This is a genomic window from Streptomyces mashuensis, from assembly GCF_014654785.1.
GTDB lineage: Bacteria > Actinomycetota > Actinomycetes > Streptomycetales > Streptomycetaceae > Streptomyces > Streptomyces mashuensis.
On the sequence record NZ_BNBD01000021.1, the window covers coordinates 1 to 17,277 of the forward strand.

The following is a 17,277-nucleotide window of genomic DNA, read 5'->3' on the forward strand; positions in this document are numbered from 1 at the left end:
CGCGTCCGTCAACGGCACACCAGACCAACGATCAGATGATCCGAAAGAAACGGCCTAGGCCGCACCGAGGAAGCCGAGGCGGAGGCCCGGCGGGCGTTCGCAACCGAGCAGAAGCGGCGCTGGTTCCGGGGCAACCCGGACGGCGCGGACGCCGTGGCCGCCGCCACCAGGGCCGCCGAGACCGCGCGGTCTCGTACGGCCGAGCACCTACTGGCCGCACGGCTGGAGCAGCTGCACGAACAGCAGGCCATGGCCTTCAAGAGGGTGGCTGTGCCCGAGCCGTGGGACAAGCGGCTGACCGAGCTGCCACCCGTCCGCTGGATGTTGAAACCGCCGAGGCGGTGACCGCGTGAAGGTCACCACGGAGTTGAGCAACTCGAATATCCGCCGTGTATGCCAAGGGCCGTTGTTAACAGAGCGGCGGCAGCCCACGGTCTCGCGCAACACGTCCAGCATCCTCCGCCTGACACCACCACGCCGCTGGCGCGCGGTGCTGTTTGTGCGGCTTCGCCTCGCGCATCAGCGCGCTCCTCTCCTCGGGAACGGTGCGGCCAGGGTCGACTCGGACCGGTGGCGTGGTACAGCGACGGATTGTCGACTCGGACAATTGGCCTATACGGGCGGAGAGTTGCTGAGTGCGTGCTATGTTCCGCACGCCCCAAGGACCGGCGACGCGCGAAGGACAGCGATGACCTACACGCCCCCGACCTGGCCCGTCTCCGTCAAGGCCGTCGCCCTCGACATCCATCAGCGCGTGCTGCTGCTCAAGAACGAACGCGCGGAATGGGAGCTGCCCGGCGGCCGCCTCGAGCACCACGACGACAGCCCGGAGACGACGGTCGAGCGGGAGCTGCTGGAGGAGACCGGCTGGGAGGTGAAGACCGGACCGCTCATCGACGGCGGCGTGTGGATCTACGAGCCGATCCCCGGCCGGCGCGTGCTGATCGTGACGTACGGCTGCACCGTGCTCACCCCGGATCGCACGCCGGTCATCAGCCACGAGCACAAGGAGATCGGCCTCTTCACGGCCGACGAGGCTGCAGGGCTGAACATGCCCGACGGCTACTAGAGCGCCATCGCCACCTGGTACGGGCAGAGGCAGCGCTGACCGGCCGCCGGGAGGAGCGACGTGATGCTGCCGGCGCCCCGCCCAGCCGCCCGCCATGTCGTCTGGCACTGGGCGAGCCCGCAGGCCGAGGCCGCTCTCGCCACCCGTGACCTGGGGACGATCCTGCGGTTCCACCGGGCGGTGCACCGGCTCAACCAGACGGAGCTCGGCGATGCCCTGGGGCACGACAAGACGTACGTCTCGGCTCTGGAACTCGGCAAACGCTCGCTGGACGACGTCGGCTCCCGTCGCCGCGTCGCGGAACGCCTCGGGCTGCCGCCGCACGTCCTCGGCGTGACCGACGTCGCCGACACCGACCACCGGGCCATGGTGCAGTTCGGGGAGTCGACCGTCCGGCTCGCCGAGATCGCCCGCCAGTCCGGCTACGCTTTCCGAAGCCGTCGCCGAACTCTGGCCGCTCGTCGCGCGCCTGGAAGCCCGTGTCGAGGACGGGCACAGCGAACGTGACGTCGTACGGCTCCTCGCCCGTGCCCGCGTGGGCCTCGGCGTCGCCCTCGGCAACGTGCTCCCCGAAGAGCGCCTGGCCACCGCGGCCCGCTGGACCGCCCGCAGCCTGCCCCCCCGTCTGGCCTCGGCGGCAGTTGATCGACGGCATACGGTTCCGCGTCCGCACCGGTGTTCCGTCGTGGAGACCGGTCGACCGGCCGTCATGGAACCGGACCCGGCGCGAGCCGAGCTCGTCCTGCCGCGCAAGGTCACCGCGGGAATCCGGGCCGCGCGGTCGAGCGGCTGGACGCCCCGCTCCGAGGCTCACCGTTCGAGCTGCGCCTTTCCGCCGTCGGCTGACCGGGACGGAGCGCCGGAGGGGCCAAGAAATGGATTGCCGACCCGGTGGCTGTGTGTCACCGTTCGGCCTGGACCGGCAGTTGATCATCGGCGGCCGGTCGACGTCGACATGTCGGCGGCCTCTCGGGGACCCACCGGAGAGGTGACGAAACGATGGGAACCGGTGCCGTGGGGAACAATTACGAGGACGAGTGTCGCCGGTCTTTGGCCGAGGAGCAGGCGAAGAGCCTTGCCGCGACCAACAACTGGGAGCATGTGGACAGGGAGCGGGTCCACCAGGACTGGGACGTCCTGTACCGGGAGATCGCGGCTTTCCTGGAGGGCGGCTCCCTGCCAGGGGACCAGCAGGTCCAGGAGCTCGTCCGCAGGCACTTCGACATCGCCTGCCGGTTCTACACCCCCTCCAGGGAGGCTTACGTCGGCATGTCGCTCTTCTACGCCGAGGACGAGGCCATGAGGGCGTTCCACGATTCCTACCACCCCGGTCTGGTGGATTTCCTGGGCGCCGCGATCAAGGTGTTCGCCGAGCAGGGGAGTGGGTTCGCCCCTTGCGCAGGGGCCGAGGCTTCGGCGTAGTCGGGCGGCACGGGCCAGGACATGCATGGACGGGGTAGGCCCCAGGGCTGCCGCAGCCCTGGGAGGAGGAAGCAGAGACCGGGGTCTCGGGTTGGTGCCGAGACGACATCGTGCGTGAGGGCGACTTCGTCTGCGTCTTCTGCGGGAGCGATCTGCCCGCGGCGTGGAACGGCACCACCGCCACGTCATCCTTCTCCTGCGATACGTGGCGCTACCAGAGGCAGCCGTGGGCACGGCGCATCGATCGCGTGCCACGGCAGTTCCTTCACCGGGTACGTCGTCTGCCACCAGCCCGACGGCCACCAGTACCTTCGCTTCGGCAGGTGTCGGCGCTCACCGCCAGGCCATTCGGTACGGGCGAAACGACTCTGCCCGCTCGGTGCCCAGGGCCGCCGCTCGGGCGGCGTCGAAGGCCCAGATCCTCTCGAGACTGTGCGGGTGGGCGGCACCTCGCATCTCCCGGCGGTAGCACTCCAGCGCCTTCTCCTTCACCGCGGCGCTTCCGGTGATGCCCACCACCGGGTGCTGCTCGGGGCTGCGGGCCCAGGCGTAGTCTTCAGGGCCGGCGAAGCCCAGGACGACGTCCGGACTGTGGCGCGCGGTGCCACCGGGCCGGGCGGCGGCGTAGCAGGCCCGGGGCCCAGCTCGTGCTCCTGGTGGACGGCTTCCGCGGCCGGCATGAGCAGAGCGGTGGGCCGCAGGACGTTCAACGAGGGCTCGGATTTGTCTTCGATCAGGCGGACGAGGTCGCTCAGGTGGGCTTCGAGGTGGAGGGCCCGGTCGTCGTCCGTCCAGGCGATGGCCCGGCCCGCCACCCCGAGCACGTCGCAGGCCGCTTCGAACTCCTCACGGCGCTGTTCGGTGCTGGCCGCCTTTCCCCAGCGGGGGGAGGGGGTAACAGGTGACGGCTAGGACGTGCACCTCGACGCCTTCGGCGGTGAGCCGGGCGATCGTGCCGCCGGCTCCGAGGGTTTCGTCGTCGGGGTGGGGCGGGACTATCAGGACGCGGTTGCCGGGCACGAGGCCGAAGGTCATGGCCTGCCTCCTCTTGTCTGTCCGTGGAAGGGAACGGGTGGGTGCCGGCGCGAGCGCCGACGTCAGGCTGGGCGGCGTGGGGGGCCAGTCCCGGCGGTGGTGGAGCACGGTCAGGGTCGGGAGCGGTTCGGTGGCCTGGTCCAGGGGGCCCTCCCAGAGGAAGCGCACCCAGTCGGCCACGTCCCATCCCCAGGTGTCGGGGGTAGTGCCGGTGCCGCGGTTGCGGCACAGCACCGCACTGCGTAGCGCCGCCGGCTGCAGTCGGGCGCGCAGCCAGGTCTGGACGGTGCGCAAGGTGGCGCCGGACCCGGCGATGTCGTCCACCACCAGCAGCCTGGCGCCGCGCGGGATGGGGTTCACCGACGGCTGTTCACCGTCGAGGTACACCTGGCCGGTGGCCTGCAGCACGCAGGTGTCGCTGGCGTTTAAGGAGGTGTTGGTTCGCAGGTGGGGGCGATCCACCCCGCGGCCTCCGCGCGGACCTCTCCGACGAGGTCCGCCCCCGGCCACCCGACGCTGGTCAGTACCGACCGGTACGACCCGGCGAACCTGGACCACCGGCGAGTGAAGCGCGGCATCGAGAGGGGCACGGCCCTCTCGGGCATCCCCACCAGGAGGTTCGTCGACAAGGCCCTGCAGGAGAGGGGGTTCGAGCTGGTCGAGACCCAGGACCGCATCGCGTCGTGCGACACCGAGACCCCCTCGTACCTCCCGCTGACTGGGCGCGACCGCGACCCTCGCTACCTGCTCTGACAAAGAGACCACGACGCATGGTCGACCGACCGCTGACAACCGAGCTGCCCTACCCCAACGGCTGGTTCGCGCTGGCCTACAGCAGTGAGCTTTCCCACAAAAGGTGCTGCGACGGCGTCTCATTGGCAAGGACGTCGTGCTCCACCGCACCGGCGACGGGACCCCGCTGGCGGCCGGCGCCCACTGCCCCCACCTCGGCGCCCACCTCGGCCGCGGAGGCCGGGTCGAGGGGGAAGACATCGTCTGCCCCTTCCACACCTTCGCCTTCGGCCCGGACGGCCCATGTGTACGGTCCGGCTACGGCCAACGGATCCCCCGGATGGGCCTGCACACTCTCGACGTACGCGACGTCAACGGTGCGGTCATGGTGTGGTGGCACGCCGAGCGGCGACCCGCCACCTGGGACGTTTCTGAGCTGCGCGTCGCCGGCTTTCCCCGCCCGATCGAGCACAGACGAACGCTCACGGCCTATCCGCAAGGCGTCAACGAGAACGCCTTCGACGTGGGCACTTCCCGACCCTGCACGGCTACCGGGAAACACGGGTGGAGGCGGTCGAGTTCGACGGTCCCGGTCCCGGTCGCGCTCGCGCCTGGTCACCCGGCGCCACTTCCCCCTGGTGGGGACCCTGCGCTTCGTCATCCACGCCCAGGGGCACGGACTCGGGCTCATCCGTGCCCTGGCGGGCATCCCCCAGATCCGCGGCCAGGCCGACTCGTACGTCTTCTTCACCCCCACCGGCCCGCGCACCATGGAATTCCGCGTCTCCGCCAGCCTTGAAGTGCCCGGTGTCGCAGCACCGGACGCGCGGCGGCCAGGTGACGGCCTCCCTGGTTCTCTCCTGGCTCCTCACCCACCTGCTGGGGCCGACCATGCGCCAGGATCTGGTCAGCGACTCCGATCTGGTACCACAAGGTCTACCTGCCGCGACCCCGCCTGGCCGAGGGCGACGGCACGATCACCGCTACCGGCAGTGGGCCGCCCAGTTCTACAGCTGACCGGGGCCCGTCCGGACCGGTGGTACCCCGTACGACCGGGCGCCTCCTGACGCGTCGCGACCGCTGACGGGTCGACGCCAGGCCGTCGAGAGCGGCCGGACGGCGTCAGCGCTGGGATGTTCCGAGAGTCTGGTCGGCCGTCGAGAAGCGGTGCTCCGTCGGCTTCAGCTCCTCGTGGAGGTGGCCGAAGTACTGCGTTTCCGCCGTTCCTGTGAGCACTGCCAGCAGGAAGGCCAGGCACCCCATGTCATGGTGCTCCCACAACGGGCCGCGTCCTTCGTTGTAGAGCACGGTCCACTCGTCAGGATGCTGACCGGGCCGCGCCAGCCAGTAAAGGAAGGCCCCCGTGCCCTCCTCGAATGCCCACGGCAGAACCCGCGCCCCCGCCTCCACCAGGCCGGCGGGCTTCGCCTCGCCCCCCTCCCACAGGTCTGCCAAGATCTCGTTCCGCTCCGTCGTCTGCGTTTGCAGGTCGCAGTCCTCGTAGGCGGAGTCGGGGGCGAGCAGCCAGATCGTGTCGTCGAAGACGCCATCGCCGTATGTTTCGACGAGCTGCTTGTAGTCGGCGGGCAGAGCCGCACCCAGGGCGCGTTCGACCTGCGCCCAGCCCACGGCGGGCGGCGGATCGGCGGGCGGTGGGCAGAGCCGGACAAGGGCATCGAGAGCGATCATGGAGCGGACGTTACGGGAACCCCAGCCGGCGCCCCTGCCGGGGGGGGGGGGCAGGACAGGCGAAGTTCCACGGTAGCCGCGAGGGTGAGGGACGACCACCCGCAGGCCCGGGTGGGCCGGCAGCTGGCGCACCCCGGCGCCGAACCGGCCGATCAGGGTGACCGGCGGCCGGTGCTCACTCACGAAGGCGGACAGCTCCCGCTGGTGGTCGGTGGGGTCGTCCGTCTCGCTGACGGCCGCCAGCAAGCACGAGATGCGGGTGCTGTACTCCGCGCTCGCGCAGCAGGACCAGGGCATGGATCAGGTCCAAGAAGCCCTTTGCGAGGCACCGCCCGGCCGAAGGCGAACCAGAAGCCGTCCGCCACCCGGGAGGCAGCAGTCCACCGTCGCGGCCGGGGGGCGAAGGTGCGGTCCTGCTCGGTCCGCCCGTTGACCATGCCCACCACCGCTTAAGGGCGCGAAAACCCAGTCCACCTGACGACACAAAAGCTACCAACGGGTCGCCTTGCGGCCGGCACCTGGACTAGGGCGCTGAGGCCTGGTTGGCGAATTCGAGCTCCACGCACGGCATTTAAAATGAGGCCGTCTTCTGCTGCAGGAGCGCGGAGGCCATGGTGCGTACGGAGTCGGTGTCGAAGAGGTCGGCCTCGGCCGAGGTGGGCCCGTCTGGGCGAGTTCGAGGGCGGTGGCGGCGCCGATGTTGGGCTCGATGTGCGTGGTGGTGAAGACGTCGCCGGAGTCGGCGTCCGCTTCCGCGGTGCGGTAGCGGCTCCGGTGACCAGCACGGTGCGTCGGGCGGCTTGCCTTGGGGTGTCCGGCTGGGGCATGGCGGTCTCCTGGCGGCGACGACGGTCTCCTTCACCAGTTGTTCACCGCTGTCGGGCCGGTGGCGAGACGGCTCCGGCCGTTCGAATGACGGCCGGGCCGCAGACCCTGGTACCGCGGCCATCGGCGGGATCGCCATGGCGGAGCTCGCTTACGGCCCCACCCGCGATTGATGGTGATGCTGTGTCTTGAGGGGCCAGGGCTAGGCTTGTGGCTGATCACGGTTACCGACGAGGGGGTTCCGCGCCATGAGCGGAAGAGTGATGGCGGTCAGCAGTAACGGGGAGTACTCGTTCACCAAGCCGAACCGGGACAGCATCAGATTGCTCGCCGGGCTCGGCGTGGAGGGGGACGTGCACGCCGGTGTGACGGTCAAGCACCGCTCGCGCGTCGCGCAGGATCCCACCCAACCGAATCTGCGCCAGGTCCACCTCATTCATGAAGAGCTCTTCGCCGAGGTCGGCGGAGAAGGGTTCAAGGTGGCGCCCGGCGAACTCGGCGAGAACATCACCACGCGCGGCATCGATCTGCTCGGTCTGCCGGTCGGCACATTGCTGCACATCGGCAACTCCGCGGTCCTGGAAGTCACCGGCCTCCGCAATCCCTGCCTGCAGATCGACCACTTCCAGGATGGGCTGCTCAAGCAGGTGGTCGGCCGCGACGAGGCGGGGAACATCGTGCGCAAAGCCGGAATCATGAGCATCGTGAGGGAAGGCGGCGTAGTACGCCCAGGCGACACGATCGAAATGGAACTCCCCAGCGGTCCGCACCGACCCCTGGACCGGGTCTGACCAGCCTCCAGGGCAGGCCGTGACATGACGAGGGCCGTCCGGGTTCTTGAGGTGTGAAGATCAAGCAGGCCCGCGCGACCATGGCCCATCCTGCCTTCTGCGGCGTCGCGCGCCAGCATCTCGGCGAGTTGACCGAAGAACTCGCGCCACGCTGGGAAGCGCGCTGCGAGTCCGCGCGGCACGAGCGGCGCCGGGGCGCGCGCCGACGGCAGGCCGGGTCCGGACCGACGTACGAACTCGTCTTCACCGACCGGCTGCTGGCCACCCTGGTTCACCTGCGCACCGGCCTCACCCACGAGGCCCTCGGCATGATCTACGACGTGAGCTCGACCATCATCGGCCGCTCCATCAGCGAGATGCCCCCGCTCCTGACGGAGCGCGGATTCGCCATCCCCGACCGGCCCGGCCTGCGACTGCACACCCTGGAGGACGTGTTCGCCTACGCCGCCGCCGAGAACGCCACTCTGCGCATCGACGGCACCGAGACCCAGGTCCGGCGCCCCAGGGCCAACCGGCCCGGCAGACAGGCCTTCGTCTCCGGCAAGCGCAGGCAGAACACCATCAAGACCACCACGATCAGCGATCATCAGGGCCGCACCCTGTGGTCCGGCGCAATGCGTCCCGGCCGGATGCACGACCAGACCTTGTGCGCACCGAGGGCATCGCCGAGCAGTTCCGCCTCCAGCCCAGCGTGAAAGCCGAGGTCGACGAGGGCTACCGGGGGCTGGCCAACGAATTCCCGACCAGGTCAGCGCCCCGCCGAGAAGACCGAAAGACTCCGACGAGGCGCCGCCAAGCGGGCCACCCGGCACTGCGGAGAGCGGGCGGGGGTCAGACGGTGTAGCGCACGTACCGGTCGTTCTTGAAGAGGTAGACGTCGGTCGAGCTGGTCGGTACCCGGCAGCCGGCCTGGAGGGAACCGGCGAACTCGGTGCCGGCCAGGCGCGGCCACCCGCCGGCAATCTTGTTGATGCCGTAGACGAGCACGTGGAGCTGGGCAGTGCCGCGGAGGTGCTGCTCTCCCACAGCACGCGGGCCTGCCTCCTGGTGGTGGGGCGGCACGCCGCCGGGCAGCACGGCGTACGGCGGATCGGCTCGGTCGCCCATCGGGCCCTGCACCACGCTCCCTGTCCGGTGGTCGTGGTGCCCCACGCCTGACCGGGTCGACCGCCTGGCTGCCACCCCGAGGCGGCCGGGCCGTCGCGTACGCACGTCGCCCCTCGAACGGCACCCGCGCAGGCCTGCCCGGAGGCCGTCCCGGCGGCAGTTCCATGAACGCGTGAGGTTAGCGTTCGGCTCGTCGTCGGGGAGTCAGTGAGCCGTCGTCTCCGTGAAGGGTGTCGCCGGCAAGTGCGTTGGGGACGGGGATGTAGCAGGGTGCAGGTGACCCTCGACACAGTCGACCAGATCCTCTCCGACCCGCGCACGGTCCTGCGCATCCGCCTGGAGCCGGGAGACCTGCTCTGGCTGGACAACACCGTCGTACTGCACGGCCGCACCGCGTTCGACGACCCGCCCAGCCCACACGCCCGCCGGTGCCTGGCCCGTGTGTGGGTGGACTGAAACGACGCGCGACAACACGCCTAGGCGGCCGCTTCACGACCGGTCGCGGGTGGGCGTGCCGAGCCATGTCCTCATGGCCTGCGCAGTGGTGTGGGCGTGTTCCTCGGTGATGCTCCAGTGGTTGCCGGGGACGTCGACGACGGTGTGCGGCATCGGCCAGGATGCGCGCTGGGGTCTGCCGGGGGACGGGGGTCGCAGTGGCTCGGTGGCGCGGAGCAGGAGGGTGGGGACATCCGTGGGTTCCGGCTGCCAGCCGCGGGCGATGCGGGTGTAGGCGCCGAGGGCGGCCATCGACGTGTCGTCCACGGCCGCGTCGAAGCGCTCGCCCATCTGCAAGGGGAGACGGGCGGGCAGGGCGAGTAGCCACGGCTCGTGTTCGAGGCCCGGGGTGACGTGGTAGGTGTCGATGAGGACCAAGCCGACCGGTGGTGTGCCCGTCGCCGCGAGGCGTGCGGCCACCGAGTGCGCCGGGCAGCCGCCCATCGAGGAGCCGAGGACGGCGTACGGGCGGTTGCCGAGGTACTTGCGCACGGTGTCGGCGTGCAGGTCGACGAGGGTCTCCCAGTCGCGGGGAACGGAGTCGCCGTGGACGACGCCGGGGTGCTGGATCTCGAGGACGTCCTGCTCGCCGGCGAAGGAGGCGGCCAGCGTGGCGTGCCAGGGGCGGCCGAGGGCGGGGGAGAAGCCGGGGAAGCATACGAGCGCGGGACCGGCGGGGCCTTCGGCGAGCTTGAGGGGTGGCAGCTCGTGCCGGGCGCTGTCGGCGCGTTCGAAGGCGGGCACGGCGAGTGAGGCGGTCACCAGCATGTGCATGGCCGAGACGACGTCGCCCGTCTCGCACACGCGCCGGTAGAGGGAGGCGAGGGTCTGCGGCGGCCGCGTCGTCGCCCGTGAGGTGGCGGGCTCTTCCAGCAGGGCGCCGCTCAACTCCCGGTGCAGATAACCGGCAAGTTCCGCGGCGCTCGGCCACTCGAACACGACGGTGGCGGGCAACGGCAGACCGGTGGCCGTACTCAGACGGTTGCGCAGCTGCACCCCTGTCAGGGAGTCGAAGCCCAGCTCGGTGAAGGGGCGGCCGGGGGCCACGGCGTCCGCGTCGGCGTGGCCGAGCACCGTGGCGACTTCCTCGCGGACGAGTTCCAGCAGGGCTGCTGCCCGGTCGGGCCCGGGCAGCGCGGCGAGCCGTTCCCGCCAGGAGCCGGCCGCGCGTCCAGGATCGTCACCCGCCCCGGCCACGGTCCCGGCAGTCGGACGGGCCGTGCGCAGCAGCCCGCGCAGGGGCGGCGGCACCGGCCGCCCGGTGGTCCCCGCCCGCCGGGTACGGTCCAGCAGCAGCGGGGCGAGCACCGGTTCGCCGCTGCCCAGCGCTGAGTCGAACATCGCCAGGCCCTGTGCGGGGGAGACGGCCCGCAGCACGCCGCCCAGGGCCTGGCCGCGGTCGGTGATGCGCGCCGCCATTCCTTCCCCGCCCGCCCACGGGCCCCAGGCGAGGGAGAGCGCCGGCAGGCCGAGAGCGGCGCGGTGGTGCGCGAGCGCATCGAGGAAGGCGTTCGCGGCGGCGTAGTTGGCCTGCCCGGCGGTGCCCAGCAGGCCGGCCGCCGAGGAGAACAGGACGAAGTGCGACAGGGGCAGGTCCTTCGTCAGCTCGTGGAGGTTCCAGGCGGCGTCGGCCTTCGGCCGCAGCACTGCCGCGAGCCGCCCGGGTGTCAGGGACTCCAGCACGCTGTCGTCCAGGACCCCGGCGGCGTGCACGACGGCGCTCAGCTCGTGCGCGTACGTGGTGACGACGGCGGCCAGCCGAGGGCGGTCGGCGGCATCGCACGCGATCACGTCCACGCGGGCGCCGGACTCCTCCAGCTCCGCCCGCAGCCGCCGCGCGGCCGGCGACCGCATGCCCTGCCGGCTGACGAGGACGAGACGGCGGACGTGGTGCCGGGCGACGAGATGCCGGGCCAGCAGACCGCCGAGGGCTCCGGTGCCGCCCGTCACCAGGACGGTGCCCTCTGCCGGAAAACTGCCCGGCCGGGGGTTCGAGCCGACGAGCCGGGGGACGCGTACCGCTCCTTCCACGAGGGAGAGCTGAGGTTCGCCGGTGGCGACGGCAGCGGCCAGCAGGCGCAGGGACTCGGGCCGGCCGTCGGTGTCCACGAGCGTGAGGCGCCCGGGATGCTCCGCCTGCGCGGAACGCGCCAGGCCCCACACCGCCGCGGCCGGCAGGTCCGGCACCGCGGAGGTGGCGCCACGGGTCGCCACGACGAGCTGAGACCCGGGCGCGGCCGGGGCGGACAGGCGGGATCGGAGCACGGCCAGGGCACGTGCGGTCAGGGCATGGGTGTCCGCGACCGGGTCCGATCCCGTGGAGCGGGCGGACAGGGAGACCGTCACCACCTCGGGGGCGTCGCGCCGTCCGGCCGGCGGGGCGGGGAGCACGGAGCACAGGCCGAGGTCGTCGGGTTCCGCCACGGACAGGGGTGGCCCGTCGCCGCCGGCCGGAACGGCGGCCCATCGCAGGCTGTACAGCCCCCTGGCCGCGGCGTCGGTGGGTGCCGGTACCGGCCGCATGGTCAGGGACTCCACCTCGGCCACCGGCCTCCCCGCGGGGTCGGCGAGGGCCACGGAGACCGTGCCGGTGCCGGTGGCGCGTATGCGCACGCGTAGTGCCGTGGCACCGACCGCGTACACGCTCAGGCCGCGCCAGGCGAAAGGCATCCGGGCGGGCCCGGCGGCCGGCGCGGCGAGCAGCGACGCGTGGAGGGCGGCGTCCAGCAGGGCGGGGTGCAGGCCGTACCGGCCGGCATCGGCGTGCATCGCCGCAGGCAGCCGGACCTCGGCGAACACCTCTCCGTCCGGTCCCCGCCAGACGGCCGTGACGCCACGGAAGGCCGGGCCGTACGCGTAACCGGCGCCGGCCAGGCCGTCGTAGGCGTCCGTGAGGTCCACGGGCACGGCACCCGGGGGCGGCCACGCGGAGGCACCGGGTTCGTGCGCGCCCTGGCCGGTGGCCGGGCCGAGCCGCCCGGTCGCGTGGTGCGTCCAGGCGCCGAGCGGGCCCGACTCCTGTGGGCGGGAGTGGACGTCGGCGGTACGGCGGCCGGAGGCGTCCGGTTCGCCGAGCGCCACCTGTATCTGCATCCCTTCCCCCGATCCTGCCAAGGGCAGCGGGGCCGTCAGCACGAGGTCCTCGACGACGTCCAGCTCGCACAGGTCGCCCGCGTGGACCAGCATCTCGGCGAAGGCGGCGGCGGGTACGAGCACCTGCCCGGCGACAACGTGGTCGCGCAGCCAGGGCTGGGCCGCGACGGAGAGGTGGCCGGTGCACAGCAGGTGTTCCGTGCCAGGAACGGTGGTCGTCCCGGTCAGCAGAGGATGCTCGCCGCCGGCCGGCGTGGGGGCGGTGGAAGCCGTGTCGTCCTCCAGCCAGTAGCGCTGCCGCTGGAAGGGGTACGTGGGCAGATCCACCCGCCGGGCGCCGCTGCCCGCGTACACCCGGGCCCAGTCCACCGGCAGGCCGTGCACGTGCAGTTCGCCGAGCGCGGCCAGCACCGCCTCCCCCTCCGGCACGCCGGCCCGTGCGGTGGCCGTGCACACCAGCCCTTCGTGCTCCCCGGCGGCGCCGCCCATGGCAGCCGCGGTGAGCTGTGCGTCGGGGCCCACCTCCACGCAGGCGGTCACCTGCTCGTCGCGTACGAGATGGTGCACCGCGTCGCCGAACCGTACGGTTTCACGGGCGTGGCGCACCCAGTACGCCGCCGAGCGCAGATCGTCCCCGTCCGCCCGGCGCCCCGTCACGGTCGAGATCACCGGGATGCGTGGCCTCCCGTACGTCATTCCCGACGCGACGCGGCCGAACTCGGCGAGCATCGGTTCCACCAGCGGTGAGTGGAAGGCATGTCCGGCGCGCAGCCGCGCGGTGCGGCGTCCGCGCCCGGCGAACCGGGTCGCGACGGCCTGCACGGCCTCCTCCTCCCCGGAGACGACCACCGACCGCGGACCGTTCACCGCCGCGATCGCCACCCGGTGCGCCCGCCCCGCCAGTTCTTCCGCCACCTCGTCCTCGGTGGCCTCCAGGGCCACCATGGCGCCGCTGCCGGGCAGATGACGCATCAGCCGGCCCCGGGCAGCGGCCAGCTCCACCGCATCGGGCTCCGGCAGGACACCCGCGACGTGAGCCGCCGCCAGCTCGCCCACGGAGTGGCCGGCGACGGCGTACGGCCGAACACCCCAGGACTCCAGCAGCCGGAACAGCGCCACTTCGAAGACGAACAGCCCCGCCTGCGCAAAGTCCGTGCAGTCCAGAAGAGCCGCGTCGCCGATGGTGTTCTCGTCCGCCCACAGCACGGACCGCAGGGGCCGTTCCAGGCCGCCGGTGCCGTCGAACCGTTCGCACAGGGCATCGAAGGCGGTGGCGAAGGCGGGGAAGGCGGCGTGCAGTTCCCGGCCCATGCCGGGCCGCTGCGCGCCCTGCCCGGAGAACAGCAGGGCCGGTCGGCCGGCGGGCGTGCCCCGCCCCGTCCCGGCGCTGCCGGGCCCGGCACCGGTCGCCGCCCACCTGTCCAGCGCGGTCAGCAGCGTCTCGCGGTCCCCGGCGGGCACGGCCACCCGGTGCGCGAGCGCCGCCCGGGTCGTGGCCAGCGAGAAAGCGACATCCAGAGGGCACAGCCCGGGGTGCTCCCGCAGCAGGGAGGCCAGCTGCCCGGCCTGCGCGCGCAGGGCCTGCGGATCCGCGGCCGACAGCAGCAGAGGTGGCAGGGCCTTCCAAGGTCTCGCCGAAGAAGTGCGCCGAGCGGTCTCTTCGTCGGCCTCCTCCAGGATGACGTGGGCGTTCGTCCCGCCGATGCCGAACGCCGACACCCCTGCCCGGCGCGGGCTGCCCGGCGCCGGCCGCCACTCCTCCTCCCGCAGCAGCAGCCGTACGGGGCCCGACGCCCAGTCCACGTGCGGTGACGGCTCCTCGCAGTGCAGCAGGCGCGGCAGCCGTCCGTGGCGCATCGCCATGACGGTCTTGATGACCCCTCCGACACCGGCCGCGGCCTGGGTGTGCCCGATGTTGGACTTGAGCGCCCCGAGCCACAGCGGCCGGTCGCCGGGCCGCCCCGGCCCGTACGCGGCCTGCAGTGCCCGCGCCTCCACGGGGTCGCCGAGGGCGGTGCCCGTGCCGTGCGTCTCCACCACGTCGATGTCCGCCGGGGACAGCCCGGCGGCGGCCAGCGCCTGCCGGATCACCTCCTGCTGGGCCGGGCCGCTCGGCGCGGTCAGGCCGTTGGAGGCGCCGTCGGAAGCGACCGCCGACCCGCGGAGCACGGCCAGCACCGGATGGCCGTTGCGCCGGGCGTCGGACAGCCGCTCCAGCAGGACCACGCCCACCCCCTCGGCCCAGGCGGTGCCGTCGGCCGCGGCCGAGAACGGTTTGCACCGGCCGTCCGGCGCCAGGCCGCGCAACCTGCTGAACGCGACGAACGACGCAGGAGTGGCCATCACGGTGACGCCCCCGGCCACGGCCAGCGAGCACTCTCCGGACCGCAGCGCCTGCGCCGCCGAGTGCACCGCCACCAGCGACGACGAGCACGCCGTGTCCACGGTCACGGCGGGCCCGTGCAGGTCCAGGGCGTAGGCGATACGGCCCGAGGCCACGCTGCCCGCCGAGCCCAGCGCCAGGTGCGCCTCCAGCTCGTGCGGGCCGCGGTGCAGGAGACGGCCGGCGTAGTCGTCGTGCATCACGCCGACGAAGACGCCGGTGCGGGTGCCGCGCAGGGACGCCGGGTCGATGCCGGCCCGCTCGCACACCTCCCAGGTGGTCTCCAGCAGCAGCCGCTGCTGCGGATCGGTGGCCAGCGCCTCCCGTGGGGACATGCCGAAGAAGGCCGCGTCGAAGCCGGCGGCCCCGCGCAGGAATCCGCCGCGACGGGTGACGGAGGTGCCGAGCCGGTCGGGATCCGGGTCGTGAAAACCCGGCAGGTCCCAGCCACGGTCGTCCGGCACTTCCGACGTCGCGTCGATCCCGTCCGCGACCAGCTGCCACAAGTCCTCGGGCGAGGCCACGCCGCCCGGGTAGCGGCAGGCCATGGCGACGACGGCCACCGGCTCCGCCGCCGGCGCACGCGCCTCGCCGCCGTCCGGGGCCGGGCCACCGAGCAGTGCCGTCGCCAGGAACGCCGCCGCGGCGGCGGGCGTCGGGTGGTCGAACACCAACGTCGCGGGCAGCTTCAGGCCGGTGGCCGCGCCCAGCCGGTCACGCAGCAGTACGCCCCCGAGGGACGTGACCCCGAAGGCGGTGAAGGGCCGGCCCGGCTCCAGCTCCTGTTCCGGCACGCCGCTCGCGTGCGCCGTCGCGGCCAGGACGAGACGCAGCACGGCGTCGTACCGCCCGGACGGGGACAGCGCCGACAGGCGCCGACGCAGGGCGGAGGCCGTCGCCTCGCGCGCCGGCCCTTGCCGCTCGGCCAGCTGCCGGGCCAGCGCGGGGCGGTCGGTCTTGCCGGAGGGAGTACGGGGCACGGCGTCGGTCTCGTACACCTCGTCGGGCACCTTGAAGTCCGACAGCCGCTCCCGGCACCGGGCACGTAAGCGGTCGGTGTCGATGCCGTGCTCCGGTTCGGCGACGACGAAGGTGACCGGCACCTCGCCCAGCACGTCGTGCGGCCTGCCGATGACGGCCGCGTCCACGACACCGGGGCAGTCGAGCAGCACGTGCTCGACCTCGACCGGGTTGATGTTCTCGCCACCCCGGAGGATCAGTTCCTTGACGCGGCCGGTGACGCGCAGACCGCCGCGCCGTTCGCGGCGACCGAGGTCTCCGGTGCGGTACCAGCCGTCCTGCACCGCGCGCGCCGTCTCGTCCGGGCGGCCGTGGTACCCGAGCATCAGGTTCGGGCCGCGGACCCGGATCTCCCCTTCCTCGCCGTCGGCGACGTCGTCACCACTGGCGGGGTCGGTCAGCCGCACCTCGACGCCGGGCACCGGCAAGCCGCCGTCCCCGGAACCGCCGAGCCGCTCGACCGCGATCTTCCCGCAGGTCTCGGTACTGCCGTAACCGTCGAGCAGCGGGACGCCCAGCAGCTCCTCGACGTCGGCCCGCAGTTCAGGGGGACACGGCGCGCCTGCGGTGACGCACAGCCGCAGGCCGGCCGGCGGCAGGGGGGAGGCTTCGCCGAGCGCGCTCGTGAGCAGGCGGTACGTGGCGGGTACGCTGGCCACGATGGTGCACCGCTGTTCGGCGAGCGCCTCGGCGACGCTCGCGCCCCGGTCGAGGAGGTACGCGCTCGCGCCCACGGCCACCACTCCCAGCAAGCACAACGAGTGCGCGTAGGCGTGGAACATGGGCAGCGGCCACAGCAGCCGGTCCTCCGGACCCAGGCCCCATAACGGCACGTAGGCGGCCGCCACGGACCACAGCGCGGTGCGCTGGCTGGAGACCACGCCCTTGCTCCGCCCCGTGGTCCCCGAGGTGTAGAGGATCCAGGCCGGCTCGTCGAGGCCGAGGTCGTCGCGCGGCGCGCACCCCGGATCCGCCCCGGCGAGCTGCTCGAAGGAGTGGGTACCGGTAGCTGCTCCCTCCGGCGCGACGTTCGATCCCCCCACGAGGATCCGTACGGCCACCGATCGCGGGACCCGGGGCAGCAGCGTCTCCTCGGTGACCACCGCCACCGCTCCGCTGTCCGCGAGGAAGTACGCGAGCTCCGCTTCGGCAGCCCCGGGATCGAGCGGAACCCCGACTGCTCCCGCCCGCAGCACCGCGAGGAAACCCTCCACCATCTCCACCCGGTTGCCCAGGAGGAGCGCCACCCGGTCGCCCCTCCGTACCCCCAGCCGCACCAGGTGCCCCGCCAGCCGGCGGGTCCGCACCTCCAACTCCCGGTACGTGACGCCCCGCCGGGCGTCACGGAAGGCGGTTTTCCCTCCCGCTCGCGCCGCATGCGCTTCCAGCACACCCGGCAGCGCCCGGATCAATTCGCCTCGGACGTCTGTCATGTGCGGCGCCTCCGGCGAGGTGACGACGGTCCGGGCGGACATGGCGCGGTGCCTGACCGGCGTCGACCCGGTGGCCCGCGACCCGGTGGTCCGCTCCATGAAACCAGGGGCGGCCTGTCACCGACAGACCCGCCGCAGTGCTCCGGACCGGGATGCGAAGATCGCGGCGTGAACCTTCCGCGC

At 72.6% G+C, this 17,277-nt stretch carries 16 protein-coding genes; 11 read left to right on the plus strand and 5 right to left on the minus strand.

The window, feature by feature from the left end:
- Positions 1 to 153 precede the first annotated feature (153 nt).
- From IE305_RS33290 to IE305_RS30090, 4 genes are all read left to right on the plus strand, one after another.
- Positions 154 to 345 (plus strand): hypothetical protein, encoded by a 192-nt coding sequence (locus IE305_RS33290; RefSeq protein WP_229891721.1) that lies wholly within the window; start codon positions 154 to 156, stop codon positions 343 to 345.
- A gap of 343 nt (positions 346 to 688) precedes the next feature.
- Positions 689 to 1,069, plus strand: a complete 381-nt coding sequence (locus IE305_RS30080) for an NUDIX hydrolase (RefSeq protein WP_190132986.1) — start codon at positions 689 to 691, stop codon at positions 1,067 to 1,069.
- Positions 1,070 to 1,132: 63 nt separating this feature from the next.
- The gene (locus IE305_RS30085; RefSeq protein WP_190132987.1) at positions 1,133 to 1,576 is read left to right on the plus strand and encodes a helix-turn-helix domain-containing protein; all 444 of its coding nucleotides are present in this window, start codon (positions 1,133 to 1,135) and stop codon (positions 1,574 to 1,576) included.
- Between the two features lie 492 nt (positions 1,577 to 2,068).
- Positions 2,069 to 2,491 (plus strand): TipAS antibiotic-recognition domain-containing protein, encoded by a 423-nt coding sequence (locus IE305_RS30090; RefSeq protein WP_190132988.1) that lies wholly within the window; start codon positions 2,069 to 2,071, stop codon positions 2,489 to 2,491.
- Between the two features lie 333 nt (positions 2,492 to 2,824).
- Here the strand turns inward: IE305_RS30090 and IE305_RS30095 are convergent, their stop codons facing one another.
- Positions 2,825 to 3,007 (minus strand): hypothetical protein, encoded by a 183-nt coding sequence (locus tag IE305_RS30095; protein WP_190132989.1) that lies wholly within the window; start codon positions 3,005 to 3,007, stop codon positions 2,825 to 2,827.
- A 330-nt stretch (positions 3,008 to 3,337) separates the two neighbouring features.
- A complete protein-coding gene (locus IE305_RS30100; protein ID WP_190132990.1) occupies positions 3,338 to 3,934 on the minus strand; it encodes a phosphoribosyltransferase family protein in 597 nt (198 codons plus the stop codon).
- 39 nt (positions 3,935 to 3,973) lie between these two features.
- On the opposite strand from IE305_RS30100, the gene IE305_RS30105 reads away from it, so the two are divergent.
- Together IE305_RS30105 and IE305_RS33855 are read left to right on the plus strand one after the other, a co-directional pair.
- Complete coding sequence (locus IE305_RS30105; RefSeq protein WP_190132991.1) at positions 3,974 to 4,279, plus strand: hypothetical protein; 306 nt, start codon at positions 3,974 to 3,976, stop codon at positions 4,277 to 4,279.
- A 136-nt stretch (positions 4,280 to 4,415) separates the two neighbouring features.
- Positions 4,416 to 5,057: a Rieske 2Fe-2S domain-containing protein gene (locus tag IE305_RS33855; RefSeq protein ID WP_190132992.1), complete on the plus strand. Its 642-nt coding sequence runs from the start codon at positions 4,416 to 4,418 to the stop codon at positions 5,055 to 5,057.
- Positions 5,058 to 5,380: 323 nt separating this feature from the next.
- On the opposite strand, the gene IE305_RS30115 is transcribed toward IE305_RS33855, so the two are convergent.
- Entirely contained in the window at positions 5,381 to 5,947 is a 567-nt protein-coding gene (locus IE305_RS30115) for a hypothetical protein (RefSeq protein ID WP_229891724.1), read from the minus strand.
- A gap of 1,073 nt (positions 5,948 to 7,020) precedes the next feature.
- Between IE305_RS30115 and IE305_RS30120 the strand changes: the two genes are divergently transcribed.
- Together IE305_RS30120 and IE305_RS33300 are read left to right on the plus strand one after the other, a co-directional pair.
- Positions 7,021 to 7,563, plus strand: coding sequence for an MOSC domain-containing protein (locus IE305_RS30120; RefSeq protein ID WP_190132993.1), 543 nt, complete (start codon positions 7,021 to 7,023; stop codon positions 7,561 to 7,563).
- A 53-nt stretch (positions 7,564 to 7,616) separates the two neighbouring features.
- The gene (locus IE305_RS33300) at positions 7,617 to 8,258 is read left to right on the plus strand and encodes a transposase family protein (protein WP_229891726.1); all 642 of its coding nucleotides are present in this window, start codon (positions 7,617 to 7,619) and stop codon (positions 8,256 to 8,258) included.
- 136 nt (positions 8,259 to 8,394) lie between these two features.
- On the opposite strand, the gene IE305_RS33860 is transcribed toward IE305_RS33300, so the two are convergent.
- The gene (locus IE305_RS33860; RefSeq protein WP_373311781.1) at positions 8,395 to 8,550 is read right to left on the minus strand and encodes a hypothetical protein; all 156 of its coding nucleotides are present in this window, start codon (positions 8,548 to 8,550) and stop codon (positions 8,395 to 8,397) included.
- A 24-nt stretch (positions 8,551 to 8,574) separates the two neighbouring features.
- Here IE305_RS33860 and IE305_RS30135 point away from each other — a divergent pair, with 24 nt between their 5' ends.
- Positions 8,575 to 8,721 (plus strand): universal stress protein, encoded by a 147-nt coding sequence (locus IE305_RS30135; protein WP_373311785.1) that lies wholly within the window; start codon positions 8,575 to 8,577, stop codon positions 8,719 to 8,721.
- Positions 8,722 to 8,877: 156 nt separating this feature from the next.
- Positions 8,878 to 9,126, plus strand: a complete 249-nt coding sequence (locus IE305_RS30140) for a TauD/TfdA family dioxygenase (RefSeq protein WP_373311782.1) — start codon at positions 8,878 to 8,880, stop codon at positions 9,124 to 9,126.
- A 33-nt stretch (positions 9,127 to 9,159) separates the two neighbouring features.
- On the opposite strand, the gene IE305_RS30145 is transcribed toward IE305_RS30140, so the two are convergent.
- The gene (locus tag IE305_RS30145) at positions 9,160 to 17,094 is read right to left on the minus strand and encodes a type I polyketide synthase (RefSeq protein ID WP_190132995.1); all 7,935 of its coding nucleotides are present in this window, start codon (positions 17,092 to 17,094) and stop codon (positions 9,160 to 9,162) included.
- On the opposite strand from IE305_RS30145, the gene IE305_RS30150 reads away from it, so the two are divergent.
- A complete protein-coding gene (locus IE305_RS30150) occupies positions 17,093 to 17,266 on the plus strand; it encodes a hypothetical protein (protein ID WP_190132996.1) in 174 nt (57 codons plus the stop codon). The two genes, IE305_RS30145 and IE305_RS30150, sit on opposite strands and share 2 nt — an antisense overlap.
- The last annotated feature ends 11 nt before the right edge of the window (positions 17,267 to 17,277 follow it).

What these genes read in the sequence shown, in the direction of transcription:
- IE305_RS30080 (WP_190132986.1), top strand. Translation starts at nt 689, where the DNA reads ATGACCTACACGCCCCCGACCTGGCCCGTCTCCGTCAAGGCCGTCGCC.
- IE305_RS30085 (WP_190132987.1), top strand. Translation starts at nt 1,133, where the DNA reads ATGCTGCCGGCGCCCCGCCCAGCCGCCCGCCATGTCGTCTGGCACTGG.
- IE305_RS30090 (WP_190132988.1), top strand. Translation starts at nt 2,069, where the DNA reads ATGGGAACCGGTGCCGTGGGGAACAATTACGAGGACGAGTGTCGCCGG.
- IE305_RS30115 (WP_229891724.1), bottom strand. Translation starts at nt 5,947, where the DNA reads ATGATCGCTCTCGATGCCCTTGTCCGGCTCTGCCCACCGCCCGCCGAT.
- IE305_RS30120 (WP_190132993.1), top strand. Translation starts at nt 7,021, where the DNA reads ATGAGCGGAAGAGTGATGGCGGTCAGCAGTAACGGGGAGTACTCGTTC.
- IE305_RS30150 (WP_190132996.1), top strand. Translation starts at nt 17,093, where the DNA reads ATGTGCGGCGCCTCCGGCGAGGTGACGACGGTCCGGGCGGACATGGCG.
- IE305_RS30145 (WP_190132995.1), bottom strand. Translation starts at nt 17,094, where the DNA reads ATGACAGACGTCCGAGGCGAATTGATCCGGGCGCTGCCGGGTGTGCTG.